The 13,031-nt window shown below is 69.0% G+C and carries 12 protein-coding genes; 6 read left to right on the top strand and 6 right to left on the bottom strand.

What is annotated here, in order from left to right; all coding sequences use genetic code 11:
- The first annotated feature begins 24 nt into the window (after positions 1-24).
- A complete protein-coding gene (locus AB0L64_RS13615; RefSeq protein WP_363710446.1) occupies positions 25-591 on the top strand; it encodes a hypothetical protein in 567 nt (188 codons plus the stop codon).
- Between the two features lie 166 nt (positions 592-757).
- Positions 758-1,924 (top strand): IS110 family transposase, encoded by a 1,167-nt coding sequence (locus tag AB0L64_RS13610; protein ID WP_363710445.1) that lies wholly within the window; start codon positions 758-760, stop codon positions 1,922-1,924.
- 373 nt (positions 1,925-2,297) lie between these two features.
- On the opposite strand, the gene AB0L64_RS13605 is transcribed toward AB0L64_RS13610, so the two are convergent.
- Complete coding sequence (locus AB0L64_RS13605; protein WP_363710444.1) at positions 2,298-3,461, bottom strand: acyl-CoA dehydrogenase family protein; 1,164 nt, start codon at positions 3,459-3,461, stop codon at positions 2,298-2,300.
- 124 nt (positions 3,462-3,585) lie between these two features.
- Here AB0L64_RS13605 and AB0L64_RS13600 point away from each other — a divergent pair, with 124 nt between their 5' ends.
- Positions 3,586-4,923 carry a UDP-glucose/GDP-mannose dehydrogenase family protein gene (locus tag AB0L64_RS13600; protein WP_363710443.1) on the top strand — a complete coding sequence of 446 codons (1,338 nt, stop codon included), beginning with the start codon at positions 3,586-3,588 and terminating at the stop codon, positions 4,921-4,923.
- Here the strand turns inward: AB0L64_RS13600 and AB0L64_RS13595 are convergent.
- The 3 genes from AB0L64_RS13595 to AB0L64_RS13585 all read right to left on the bottom strand — a co-directional run bounded on the left by AB0L64_RS13595 (position 4,920) and on the right by AB0L64_RS13585 (position 7,901).
- The gene (locus tag AB0L64_RS13595) at positions 4,920-6,140 is read right to left on the bottom strand and encodes an MFS transporter (RefSeq protein ID WP_363710442.1); all 1,221 of its coding nucleotides are present in this window, start codon (positions 6,138-6,140) and stop codon (positions 4,920-4,922) included. The genes AB0L64_RS13600 and AB0L64_RS13595 overlap by 4 nt on opposite strands.
- 76 nt (positions 6,141-6,216) lie before the next feature.
- On the bottom strand, positions 6,217-6,720 hold the full coding sequence (purE, locus tag AB0L64_RS13590; protein ID WP_363710441.1) for a 5-(carboxyamino)imidazole ribonucleotide mutase: 504 nt from the start codon (positions 6,718-6,720) through the stop codon (positions 6,217-6,219).
- A gap of 8 nt (positions 6,721-6,728) precedes the next feature.
- Entirely contained in the window at positions 6,729-7,901 is a 1,173-nt protein-coding gene (locus AB0L64_RS13585) for a 5-(carboxyamino)imidazole ribonucleotide synthase (RefSeq protein WP_363710440.1), read from the bottom strand.
- A gap of 153 nt (positions 7,902-8,054) precedes the next feature.
- On the opposite strand from AB0L64_RS13585, the gene AB0L64_RS13580 reads away from it, so the two are divergent.
- A complete protein-coding gene (locus tag AB0L64_RS13580) occupies positions 8,055-8,615 on the top strand; it encodes a GtrA family protein (protein WP_355696517.1) in 561 nt (186 codons plus the stop codon).
- Between the two features lies 1 nt (position 8,616).
- On the opposite strand, the gene AB0L64_RS13575 is transcribed toward AB0L64_RS13580, so the two are convergent.
- Positions 8,617-9,534: a hypothetical protein gene (locus AB0L64_RS13575; RefSeq protein ID WP_363710439.1), complete on the bottom strand. Its 918-nt coding sequence runs from the start codon at positions 9,532-9,534 to the stop codon at positions 8,617-8,619.
- Between the two features lie 75 nt (positions 9,535-9,609).
- Here AB0L64_RS13575 and AB0L64_RS13570 point away from each other — a divergent pair, with 75 nt between their 5' ends.
- Positions 9,610-10,821, top strand: a complete 1,212-nt coding sequence (locus tag AB0L64_RS13570; RefSeq protein WP_363710438.1) for a GNAT family N-acetyltransferase — start codon at positions 9,610-9,612, stop codon at positions 10,819-10,821.
- On the opposite strand, the gene AB0L64_RS13565 is transcribed toward AB0L64_RS13570, so the two are convergent.
- Complete coding sequence (locus AB0L64_RS13565) at positions 10,818-11,435, bottom strand: PH domain-containing protein (protein ID WP_363710437.1); 618 nt, start codon at positions 11,433-11,435, stop codon at positions 10,818-10,820. The two genes, AB0L64_RS13570 and AB0L64_RS13565, sit on opposite strands and share 4 nt — an antisense overlap.
- A gap of 165 nt (positions 11,436-11,600) precedes the next feature.
- On the opposite strand from AB0L64_RS13565, the gene AB0L64_RS13560 reads away from it, so the two are divergent.
- Positions 11,601-13,004, top strand: a complete 1,404-nt coding sequence (locus AB0L64_RS13560) for an OFA family MFS transporter (RefSeq protein WP_363710436.1) — start codon at positions 11,601-11,603, stop codon at positions 13,002-13,004.
- Positions 13,005-13,031: the final 27 nt, after the last annotated feature.

Genomic DNA, 13,031 nt, shown 5'->3' with positions numbered 1-13,031 from the left:
TGGAGGAGGTCGACAGTCGTGAGCATGCCTGATGAGCAGCCGGCGCCGGGCTGGGAAAGTCAGCCGCCGATCACGCCTGAGAGGATCCAGGTTTGCGAGGACAACGCTCGAGGCTGGACAGCGGAGTTACAGGTGTACGCCGACAGGATGCAGCGCTTAGCTGATCGCTGGGCGCTAACTGCCGGCGTTCTGGCCGCGATCACCAGCCTGTCCGTGTGGGCAACCTTGGCTGAAACAGCCAACGGATGGGCGCAGGCACTCGTCGCGATAATCGGCGTGCTGTCGAGTTTCGCCGCTTTGGTTCCCCGGATCAAGAATTACGCCGAGGAAGCCGGCCAAGCGCGGCAGCTGAGCACCCGCTACGGCCGGGTCTACGGAAAACTGGTTGATGCGCGTCTCTGGGCCGAGGATCACGCGACCGACTCGGTCCTGAGACAGGTCCTTGAAGAATTCGAGGACGTCAAAGCAGACAAGGATCAGCTCCGATACATCCGCTACGCAGGTCGTTCGTCCCAGAAACGCCGGAGAAGGCTTGCCACAGAGCAGCCCAGCCAGACAGAAACCCAGCCCAGGCCAGACGGCACAGGCTGAAGGGCCATCGACGTTCCCGGCCCAATCGGCCGATTGGTCGTCGGAGTCTGTCTCTGCTGCGATCGAGCCGGCCCTCTGATGCGATGAAGGAGCGGGGTCTCCGCTCCTCGTGGGTCCCCCGGCGGATGCTGGGGTTGCTCGCGTTTCACGACGAAGGAGGCCCCTGATGGAAGCGTACGCGGGACGGCAGTTTGTGGGGATGGATCTGCATCGGCGCCGTTCGGTCCTGGTGCGGACGACGGCCGAGGGTGAGGTGCTGGAGCGGGTCCGGATCGTCAACGACGTGGATCGTTTGGCGGCGGTGATTGCCCGGGCCGGGGACAGCCCGGAGGTGGTGCTGGAGGCCACCTACGGCTGGTATTGGGCGGTGGATGCGCTGCGGGCCCAGGGCGCGAGGGTGCATCTGGCGCACCCGTTGGGGGTGAAGGCGTTTGAGTACCGGCGGGTGAAGAACGACGAGCGTGATGCCGCCGATCTGGCTGACCTGCTGCGGATGGGGCGGCTGCCCGAGGCGTGGATCGCGCCGCCGGCCACGCGGGAGTTGCGGGAGCTGGTCCGGCACCGCGCGAAGCTGGTCGGGCTGCGCAGCCATTGCAAGGCCGAGGTGCATGCGATGCTGGCCAAGTGCGGGGTGACGGTGTCGATGAGCGACCTGTTCGGTGTCGACGGCACCGCGCTGCTGGACCGGCTGCGGGACTCCGCGCAGCTGCCGGCGCCGTATGCGGCCAGGATCGGGTCGCTGCGCCGGGTCATGGAGCTGCTCGAGTTCGAGATCGACCACGCCGCTGGGATGGTGCGGGGCCGGTTGGCGCTGCACCCCGGCTATGCCGCGGTGCAGACCATTCCCGGGATCGGGCCGACCCTGACCGCGGTGCTGGTCGCCGAGATCGGCGACATCGACCGGTTCGACCGGCCCGAGCAGCTGACCTGCTGGGCCGGGCTGACACCAACCCACCATGAGTCCGACGCGCACGTGCATCGCGGCCGGATCACCAAGCAAGGCTCCCGACTGGTCCGCTGGGCGATGGTCGAGTCCGTGCAGATCCTGCCCGGCACCACCGTGGTCGGGCGATTCCGGGATCGGGTCGCCGCCCGCAGCGGCCACAACATCGCCGTTGTCGCGGCCGCCCGCCGCCAACTCGAATACGTCTTCTACGCTCTGCGCGACCACCACGTCCGTGCCCTGGATCCGCGGCCGCGCAAATACACCGACAAGCACGCGGACACGGCATCAGCCAGCGGCCGCCTAGGACCGGTCGGCGCGGGTCGTGCAGGTCAAGACCCCCAGGCTCTTTCAAAGCACTCAGAGCACCTGGCGTGGTCGCGCCTCTGATTGACCCCGCCGACCAGCAACTACGAACCCCATCATGCCGCCACCGCCCCCAAGTTGGCGCGGCGAAGGGATGACAGCAGCCCCACCACCCGGGGCCTGCCACCACCGGCACACCCGGCCATGACGAGCGAGATACCCACCCCCACCCAACAGCAGGAGCCACGCCGCAAACCCTTCTCCGCAAATCCAGATCGTGCGCCGACCGGCGCCGTCGTCAAGGCCCTACGGCCGCTAAGCGGTCGGGCTCCGCCCGAGCCTATGACCACGACGCCTCACCTCGACGCGCCCCCAAACCCAGCGGAGAAGAACAAAGACCGGTCAAACACCCTCTTGACCGGCCCCGCTCCTTCAGGGATGACCTGCGGAAACAGTCTCAGCTGAGGTCCTTCAGGAGTTGCCTCGCCATGACGATGCGCTGGACCTGGTTGGTGCCTTCGTAGATCTGGGTGATCTTGGCGTCGCGCATCATGCGTTCGACCGGGTAGTCGTGGGTGTAGCCGTAGCCGCCGAGGAGTTGGACGGCGTCGGTGGTGACGGCCATGGCTACGTCGGAGGCGAAGCACTTGGCGGCGGCGCCGAAGTAGGTGAGGTCGGTGTCGCCGCGTTCGGAGCGCGCGGCGGCGGCGTAGGTGAGCTGCCGGGCGGCCTCGATCTTCATGCCCATGTCGGCGAGCATGAACTGCAGGCCCTGGAACTCCGCGATCGCCTTGCCGAACTGCTTGCGCTCCTTCACGTAGCCGAGCGCGTAGTCGAGCGCGCCCTGCGCGATCCCGAGCGCCTGCGCGGCGATCGTCACCCGGGTGTGGTCGAGCGTCGCCATCGCGGTGCTGAAGCCCGTGCCAGGCTCCCCGATCAGCCGCGAGGCCGGGATCCGGACGTTGTCGAAGTACACCTCGCGCGTCGGCGAGCCCTTGATGCCGAGCTTCTTCTCCGGCGCGCCGAAGGACACGCCCTCGTCGGACTTCTCCACGACGAACGCGGAGATGCCACGGGAGCGCGCGGACGGGTCGGTGACCGCGAACACGGTGTAGAAATCGCTGACACCGGCGTTCGTGATCCACCGCTTCACGCCGTTCACCACGTACTCGTCGCCGTCGAGAACCGCGCGCGTCTTCATCGAGGCGGCGTCCGAGCCGGCCTCGGGCTCGGACAGGCAGTACGAGAACATCGAGTCACCGGCCGCGACCGGCGGCAGGTAGCGCTGCTTGACCTCCTCGGAGGCGGACAGCAGCAGCGGCAGCGAGCCGAGCTTGTTGACGGCCGGGATCAGCGAGGTCGAGGCGCACGCCCGGGCGACCTCCTCGATCACGATCACCGTGGCCAGCGCGTCCGCGCCCGCCCCGCCGTACTGCTCCGGGATGTGCGGCGCGTGGAAGTCCGACGCCTTCAGCGCGTCGTACGACGCCTTCGGGAACTCGGCCAGCTCGTCCACGTCCCCGGCGTGCGGGGCGACCTTGGCGTCGCAGACGTCGCGAACGGCCTCGCGGATCGCCTGGTGCTCCTCGGACAGCGCGTACAGCTCGAATGAGTTACTCACGAGTCACACAGTACGACGAACCACGCGCGCCGGCAGGACGTCGTACCCCGAAAGTGACCAAGTACGCACAGGCCATACATGAGCCGGTCACCGGCCGATAACCACGATGGGTAGAGTCCCCGACATGAGTGAAGCGACGCCCCGTCCGCTCCGGATCGCCGTGATCGGCACCGGCTACCTCGGCTGCAACACGTCCGCCGGGATGGCCGAGTTCGGTTTCGACGTGATCGGGGTCGAGATCGACGAGCACCGCCTGAAGCTGCTGAACGACGGCAAGGCGCCGCTCTACGAACCCGGGCTGGACCCGCTGCTGAAGAAGCACGTGGACTCCGGCCGGCTGCGGTTCACCAGCGACTACCGCGAGATCGCGGACTGGGCCGACGTGCACTTCATCTGCGCCGGTACCCCGCAGCTCGAGGGCAGCGAGGCCGCCGACCTGTCCCAGCTGCACTCGGTCGTCGACATGCTGGCGCCGCTGCTGACCAGGCCGACGCTCGTGGTCGGCCGCTCCACGGTCCCGGTCGGTACGTCGAAGATCCTCGAGCAGCGCTTCCACAGCGAGTCCCCGGCCGGTTCGGCGGTGGAGGTCGCCTGGCAGCCGGAGTTCCTCCGCGAGGCGCACGGCGTCGACGACACCCTGCACCCGGACCGGCTGGTGTTCGGCGTCCAGTCCGCGGCGGCCGAGGCGCGGCTGCGCGAGGTGTTCGCCACACCGATCGCGGAAGGTTCGCCGGTGGTCGTCTGCAACCTGCCGACCGCGGAGCTGGTCAAGGGCGGCGCGAACGCGTTCCTGGCCACGAAGATCTCGTTCATCAACGCGCTCGCCGAGATGGCCGACGCGACCGGCGCCGACGTCACCCAGCTGGCCGACGCGCTCGGGTACGACAAGCGGATCGGCCGCGGCATGCTGAACGCCGGCCCGGGGTACGGCGGCGGCTGCCTGCCGAAGGACCTGCGCGCGTTCATGCACCGCGCCGGCGAGCTCGGCGTCGAAGAGGTCATCACGCTGCTGCGCGAGGTCGACGACATCAACCACCACCGCCGCGGCCGGATCGTCGACGTCACCCACGACGCCCTCGGCGGCGAATGGATCGGCAAGAACGTCACCGTCCTGGGCGCCGCCTTCAAGGCCGGTACGGACGATGTCCGCGACTCGCCCGCGCTCGACGTGGCCGGCCGGATCCAGCTGCACGGCGCGAACGTCACGGTCTACGACCCGGAGGCGATGGAGAACGCCCGCAAGGTCCGCCCGACGCTGCGCTACGCCCCGACCGCGATCGAGGCGTGCCGCGACGCCCACGCCGTCCTGCACCTCACCGAGTGGCCCGAGTTCCGCGAACTCGACCCGGTCGCCCTGAGCCAGGTCGTCAGCACCCCGGTCGTCGTCGATGCCCGCCTCAACCTCGACGCCGCCGCGTGGCGCGCCGCCGGCTGGACCTACCGGGCGCCCGGGAAGCCCTAGGCGACCTTCGCCTCCCGCAGGACCGGGCGGGTGAGGACGACGCAGCCGGTGAGCGCCGAGGCGCACGCGATACCGAGGCAGACGCCGGTGATGCCGATGCCGCTCACATCGGCCAGGCTGCCCAGCACCGGGTTCGCGATCATGATCGCGATGCTCTGGCACAGCACGACGATGGACTGCAGACGGGACTGGAACTCACGCTCCACCGAGTTCATCAGCAACGGCAGCACGTGACCGGTGAACGTTCCGACGCCGATCCCGCTCAGCACACCGGCGGCGAACGTCAGGGGCAGCGGATCGAGGACCGACAGGCCGAGCAGTCCGACCGCCGCCACCAGCAGACCGACCGCGGCGAAGATGCCCGGCCGCGGGAACGCGCCCCGTAGCAGGATGCGCACGGCGATCACGCCCACTCCGAGGCTGCGGCTGGCGACGAGCAGACCGGCGGTCGCGGCATCCCATCCGTGGTCCCGCGCGAGCAGCGGGAACAGCAGCGCGTCCAGCGGCATCAGCAAACCGGCCGCGACGGTCATCATGATCAGCAGCGCGCGGGTCAGCGGCCGGCCGAAGGCGACCTGGATCCCGGCGCCGATCGAGCGCAGCATCCCGGCCGGCATCCGGCCGGGAGGCGCGATCGTGTTCCGCAGCACGAGCAGGACCACGATCATGATGCCGAAGGTGATCGCGTCGAAGCCGGCCGCCGCGGACAGACCGGCCCAGTTCACCAGGACGCCGCCCACCGCCGTACCGGTGACCGCGAACACGACTCCCGTCACCTGGAAGCTCGCCAGTGCGCGCGGGACCTGCGGCGGCGGCACGAGCAGTCGCGGCATCGCGCGCGACGAGGGCAGGAAGAACGCATCGATGACCCCGACCACCAGGGCCAGGATGATCAGCAGCCACACCGGCTCGCCCACGGCCCGGGTCGCCGGGACCAGGGCCGAGGTCACCAGGAACATCGCGGTGCAGCTCACCAGCAGCACGCGCGGTGCGCCGTACCGGTCGCCGACCGCGCCGCCGACCAGCAAGAGGATCGCTCTCGGGGCGGCGGCGAGCAGCAGGATGAGGCCGGCGACGCTGCCGCCGTGGCGGGTGGCGGACCAGCCGATGGCGAACGACATCGTCAGATCGCCGAGGAGGGACACGGCAGCGCCGAACAGCCAGATCCAGTAGCGGACCGGAATGCGCTGCGTGTCCGAGTCAGTGGGCGGAGTCACGATCGACGACCTTAAACGACAACCAATGGGATCTCACGACTACCCGCCCCCGACCTGTGGAAAACCAGTCCAGACCTCAACCTTTACGCAACTCTGCCGCCCCGTCACGCACCGTGCCGCCCTTCCCCCGGGCCACCTCCGCGAGCGACTCCTGGAAGCCGATCATCCGCTCCCGCAGTCGTTCGTCGGAAGCCGCCAGGATCCGGACCGCCAGCAGTCCTGCATTCCGAGCGTTCCCGATCGAGACCGTCGCAACCGGGACGCCGGCCGGCATCTGCACGATCGACAGCAGCGAGTCCATCCCGTCGAGGTACTTCAGCGGTACCGGGACGCCGATCACCGGCAGCGGCGTCACCGACGCGAGCATCCCGGGCAGGTGCGCGGCCCCGCCGGCGCCGGCGATCAGGACCTTGAGGCCACGCTCGTGCGCTGACCGTCCGTAGTCGATCATCTCGGTCGGCATCCGGTGCGCCGAGACCACATCTGCCTCAAAGGGCACGTCGAACTCGGCGCAGACCTCCGCCGCGGCCTTCATCGTCGGCCAGTCGGAGTCCGACCCCATCACGATTCCAACGGACATGTTCACCCTTACTCGTCGATGGTGCCGGTCAGGTACGCCGCCGCGTGCCGCGCGCGTTCCCGGGTCTGTTCGAGATCGTCGCCGTACGCCGTGACGTGGCCGACCTTGCGGCCCGGCTTCACCGACTTCCCGTAGAAGTGGACCTTCAGCCCCGGGTCGCGGGCCATACAGTGCAGCAGGCCGCGGTGCATGTCCTCGACGTCGCCGCCGAGCACGTTCACCATCACGGTGTACGGCGCCCGCGCGGCGGGTGATCCGAGCGGCAGGTCGAGCACCGCGCGCAGGTGGTTCTCGAACTGCGACGTGACCGCGCCGTCGATCGACCAGTGCCCGGTGTTGTGCGGGCGCATCGCGAGCTCGTTGACCAGCAGTCGCCCGTCCCGGGCCTCGAACATCTCGACCGCGAGGATGCCGACCACGCCGAGCTCGCCGGCGATCCGCAGCGCGGTCTGCTGTGCCTGGGCGGCGCGCTCCGGCGCCAGGCCGGGCGCGGGCGCGGTCACCTCGACGCAGATGCCGTCCCGCTGCACCGACTCGACGATCGGGTACGCGACCGCCTGCCCGTGCGGCGAGCGCGCCACGATCGCGGACAGTTCGCGGACGAAGTCCACCTTCTCCTCGGCCAGGATCGGTACGCCGCTGCCGAACGCGGTCGCGATCTGCGGGTCGTCCGGGCCGTCGACGAACCACACGCCCTTGCCGTCGTACCCGCCGCGCGTGGTCTTCAGGATGACCGGGAAGCCGCCGACCCGCTTCGCGAAGTCCTCGACGTCAGCGGCGTTCGCGACCACCTGGTGCGCCGGCGACGGCGCGTCGAAGGTGTCGAGCCGGGCCCGCATCACGGCCTTGTCCTGGGCGTGCACGAGCGCGTCCGGGCCGGGCCGGACCGCGACCCCGTCCGCCTCGAGCGCGTGCAGCAGGTCGGTCGGGACGTGCTCGTGGTCGAACGTCACCACGTCCGTCTCGGCGGCGAACCGGCGGACCGTCTCCGGGTCGCGGTAGTCGCCGACGGGCGCGTCGGCGACCGCCTGGGCCGCCGACACCGTCGCGCCCTCCGCGAGCACACGGAGCTGGATGCCGAGCGCGACGGCCGTCTCCTGGGTCATCCGGGCCAGCTGCCCGCCACCGACCATGCCGACCACCGGCGTACCGGCGGGGAGGTCCTTCCGATCGAACTTCACGGTGGGAGCCTAATGTCCTTACAGCATCGGCCCGACGGCGGCCAGGTTTGACACTCTGGGGCGCGCGGGCGATTTCGGGGTAGCACCCGTCGCCGGGTACCGTGGGAAGCTGCCCTCCCGTCGCGGTGTGATCACAGAAGGTTCCGAACCCCGTTGAAGCTCGTCACCAAGCTGTACCACCAGTTCCAGCACCTGGTGCACGAAGTGGCCAAGTTCGGTCTGGTCGGTGTCCTCGGGCTGGTCGTGGACCTGCCGATCTACAACTGGCTGGTGTTCAACAACCCGCTGGTCCTCGCGGACTCGGGCGAGGGCATGCTGCACCACAAGCCGCTGACCGCGAAGCTGATCTCGACCACGGTCGCCACGATCGTGACGTACTTCGGCAACCGCTACTGGACGTGGCGGCACCGGGAGCGCAGCGGTCTGCACCGGGAGTACGTGCTGTTCTTCGTGCTGAACGGGATCGGCCTGCTGATCGCGGCCGGCTGTCTGGCCTTCTCGCGGTACGTGCTGGACCTGCACACCTGGCTGTCCGACAACATCGCGGCGAACTTCATCGGTCTCGGCCTCGGCACCCTGTTCCGCTTCTGGTCGTACCGGAAGTTCGTCTTCAGGGAAGAGATCGCCCTGGACGAGGTCGAACACACCCCGGCCCCGGACTCCCCCGCCGAGCTCGACGGGGAGTCGACCGGCGACCTCCCCGTCGTTCGCTGAGTCACTCGCCGTTCAAGGGCCCGCCCGGGTCCTTCAGCCGGGCGTAGACGTTGTCGGCAAAGGTTGCGGGGACCTTGCCCACCGACTGGATCACCGTGCTGGTCCCGGTGAAGCGCCCGACGGCGTACAGGTAGGCCGAGTCGGTGTCCTTGTCGATGCCGAGCAGGATGGTGCCGTAGACACCGCACTTGTGCGCGATCAAGGTTTCGAACCCCTGCCAGGTGCGGGTGCGGACCACCTTGACCACCGGCTTCATCGGTGAGCTGGTCGGAATGTGGATCGTGTAGAGCGCGCCGCCGCGGGTGTTCGCGACGAAGGTGTCGTAGGTCGCCGACTTGCTGACCAGCGCCATCGACTTCACCGAGCTGAAGCCGGGCGCGGATCCGGTACTGCGCCAGACGCCCTTGCTGCTGACACTCCACCGGAAGAGCACGCCGTCACTGCGCAGGCCGTACACGTTCCAGCGCGAGACGCCGCCCTGGGTCGGCCCCTGGTACTCGGCCTCCTCCACCGTCGTGAAGTTCCCCCAGCCGCCACCGATCCGCCGCAAGGCCGCCGGAGGGTTGTCGATGATCCCGTCACTGTGCACGTCGTATGCCGCCTGGTAGAGCGCGTCGCCGATGACGACGTAGCCGTACACGGAGTATTGAGAGCCGTCAGGGCCCTGGTCGGCGAGTACCGACATCGACGCCATCACCTTCACCCGGCCCGGCGCGAACGCTGCACGCCCGAGCGCCTGGCCGGTCGCCGTGGGCGGCCTGGTGGACAGGATGCCGAGGTTGTTGTGGTCACCTCGCGCGGTGACCGACGAAGCCGACAGGCCGCAGCTGTCCGTCGATGTGGCGGCCGCCGTACCGGCCGGCGCCAGGGTGGCTGCGGCGAGCAGGGCCGCCGCGGTTGTTGCGAGTGGCTTGATCATTGGTCCACCCCCTTTACTTGTCTTGATGCTGCTAAATGGGCGGCGGTTGTCGACAGGGCGTGTGAAGATGCGGGGATGAGCGAGATCCAGGTGCGGGCGGCGCAGGCCGGCGAGTACGGCGCGGTGCAGGCGGTGTTCGGCGGGGCGATGATGTTCGACCCGAAGCCGGACGAGCTCTGGCAGCAGCTGTTCGAGCCGGATCGGGCGTTGGTGGCGACCGACGGCGGCCAGATCATCGGCACGACCAGGGCGTTGACGAGGGAGCTGTCGGTGCCTGGTGCGCTGGTGGACGCTGCGCACGTGACCGGTGTCGGCGTGCAGCCCACACATCGTCGGCGCGGAGTGATGTCCCAGCTGATCGGGCGGCAGTTGCGTGAGGTGCCGGAGGCGATCGCCGTACTGTGGGCGAGCGAGCCGGCGATCTACGGGCGCTTCGGGTACACCGCGGCCGCGTGGGGCGTGGAGTACACCGTCGACCTGCACCGTGTTGGTCCGTCCAACGACCGGATCCGTCCGGGCGAGCTCGGTGTACTCACCGTGGACGAGGCGCTCAAGGAGCTGCCGGCGATCCTGCGCAGGCTGCAGACGCGGCGATCCGGAGTGTCCGGGCGGTCCGAGCTGCGCTGGCAGGCCCGCCTCCAGGACAAGACGGACGATCGGGGCGGGCGGACCGAGCGCCGGATCCTGGTTCACCGCGACGAGACCGGAAGCATCGACGGCTACGCGCTGTGGCGGGGCAAGATGATCTGGGGACCGACCGGCCCGGCGTACGAGGTGTCCGTCGAGGAACTGGTCGCACCCGAGCTCCCGGCGTACAAGGCGCTCTGGCAGCACCTGCTGACGATGGACCTGAGCGCCAAGCTCACCTACGAGTACGCCGCCGTGGACGAGCCGCTCCAGCAACTCGTCACCTACCCGACCGCCCTGGAGCGCCGGCTCGGCGAATCGCTGTGGCTGCGGGTGACCGACGTACCGCGGGCCCTGCGGCAGCGTCGGTATGCCACACCGCTCGACGTCGTGCTGGACGTGACGGACAACCTGATCGAGTCGAACACCGGACGGTTCCGATTGACCGCCGACGGCTCGACGGTCACGTGCGACCGCACCAACGACGCGCCCGACCTGAGCCTGTCGGTCACGGAACTCGGCGGCGCCTACCTCGGCGGTCGTCCCCTGACCGAGTTCGCCGCCACCGGCCGCGTCACCGAGCACACCCCGGGCGCACTGACCCGCACGGCAGCAGCCTTCGGCTGGCCGGTCGCACCGGTGAGCCTGGAAGTCTTCTAGCGGTCGTCGTCCGAGCTGAAGATCGTGCCGTCGTCGGTCCGCGGCTGCTGCTCCTGCGGCTGCGGGCGGCGGCGCATGTGCTCCGGCGGCTGCTCGTCCTCGAGGATGCCGTCGCCGGGCCGGCCCTCAGGGCCGCCGAACAGCAGGTCGGACATCTGTAGGTGGACGTGCTCGACATGCGGTACGTCGGGAAGCACGACCTGACCGCGTTCGCCTGCGGACTCGATGTGCAGCGTGCCGCAGCCGAGCAGGCGGTCGACCAGGCCGTGCTCGTAGGACACGTCGTTGATCCGCATCAGCGGGATGTCGCGGCCGGTCCGGGTGAGGATGCCGTGCCGGGTGATCAGCCGCCGGTTGGTGATCGTGTACGTCGAGAAGAACCAGTTCAGGAACGGCTTCAGCGCGAACGTCGCGAGGACCACCACGCCGACCGCGAGGATCGCGATCCGGGCCGGCGTCTGCAACGAACCGGTCGGCACGATCGCGGCCAGGAACCCGCCCAGGGCCGCCACGACCAGCAGCAGGAACACCGGGCCGATCAGCGCCTTCCAGTGCGTCCGGGTGCTGACGACGACGTACTCGTCCTCACCCAACAACTTCGCCGAGATCGCCATGGGCCCAGTCTCACAGGTCCCGGGTTCGATTGTCCCCTCCCGACACGATCAAGGGCACTCCCGCGGGCACGATCCGGCGGCAAAGAGGTTTAACACTTCACAAAATGCATACAGTGAGCAAGGATGCGCGAGGGGTTATCAGCTGGGGGACGAGAAGGAGCCGTGATGGCAGTCTTGTCGATACTCGACCGGGAACACACCGTCGCACCGCCGGGCTACAGCCGCTGGCTGATCCCGCCGGCCGCGCTCGCGGTACACCTGTGCATCGGCCAGGCGTACGCGACCAGCGTGTACAAGACGTCGATGGTGAAGCACTTCGACAGCAGCCAGACCGCTGTCGGCGTGGTGTTCAGCATCGCGATCGTGATGCTCGGCCTGTCCGCCGCCGTCGGCGGCACCTGGGTGGAGCGCAACGGCCCGCGGAAGGCGATGTTCGTCGCCGCCTGCTTCTGGGCCTCCGGATTCCTGGTCGGTGCCCTGGGCATCGGAACCGGCCAGCTGTGGCTGGTCTACCTCGGGTACGGCGTGATCGGCGGTATCGGTCTCGGGATCGGCTACATCTCGCCGGTCTCCACGCTGATCAAGTGGTTCCCGGACCGTCCGGGACTCGCGACCGGCCTGGCGATCATGGGCTTCGGCGGCGGCGCGCTGGTCGCCAGCCCGCTGTCCCGGCAGCTGCTCGGTCTCTACGACTCCGGCTACGACCCGAACGTCAGTACGTCGGTGGCCGGCGGCGGGGCACTCGTCGGGCTGTTCCTGACGCTGGGCCTCGGCTATTTCGTCATCATGATGTTCGGCGTCTTCAACATCCGCGTCCCCGCTGACGGCTGGGCGCCGACGGGTTTCGACTCGTCGGCCGTGCGGCAGAAGGCGCTCGTCACCACCGGCAACGTCTCGGCGGCGAACGCGATCAAGACGCCGCAGTTCTGGCTGCTGTGGGTGGTGCTGTTCTGCAACGTCACCGCCGGGATCGGCATCCTCGAGCAGGCCAGTCCGATGATCCAGGACTTCTTCCGCGGCGACGGTGTCACAGGGGGCAAGTCGAGCGTCGCCGTCGCGGCCGCCGCGGGCTTCGTCGGCCTGCTGTCGATCTTCAACATGGCCGGCCGGTTCGGCTGGTCCTCGACGTCCGACCTGATCGGCCGCAAGCCCATCTACGCGATGTACCTCGGCGTCGGGATCATCGCGTACACGCTGCTGGCGAGCATCGGAGACAGCAGCACGGTGGTGTTCGTGCTGCTGGCCGCGGTCATCATCTCGTTCTACGGCGGCGGGTTCGCGACGGTTCCGGCGTACCTGCGGGACCTGTTCGGCACCTACCAGGTCGGCGCGATCCACGGCCGGCTGCTGACCGCGTGGTCCGCAGCTGGTATCGCCGGTCCGCTGATCATCAACGGGTTCCTGGACCGCGAGGGCAAACCGGGCACGCTGACCGCGTCGGCGTACCGGCCGGCCCTGTTCACGATGGTCGGCGTGCTGGCCGTCGGATTCGTCGCGAACCTACTGATCCGCTCCGTCTCCGAACGCTTCCACGAGAAGTCCGAGTCCACGCTGGAGGCAACGCCATGAACCAGACCCCACGCCTGGTCATCTCCT

The organism is Kribbella sp. NPDC051936 (genome assembly GCF_040680955.1).
Lineage (GTDB): Bacteria > Actinomycetota > Actinomycetes > Propionibacteriales > Kribbellaceae > Kribbella.
The sequence above is the reverse complement of the archived record's forward strand: the minus strand, read 5'-3'. Positions and strand labels throughout refer to the sequence as shown.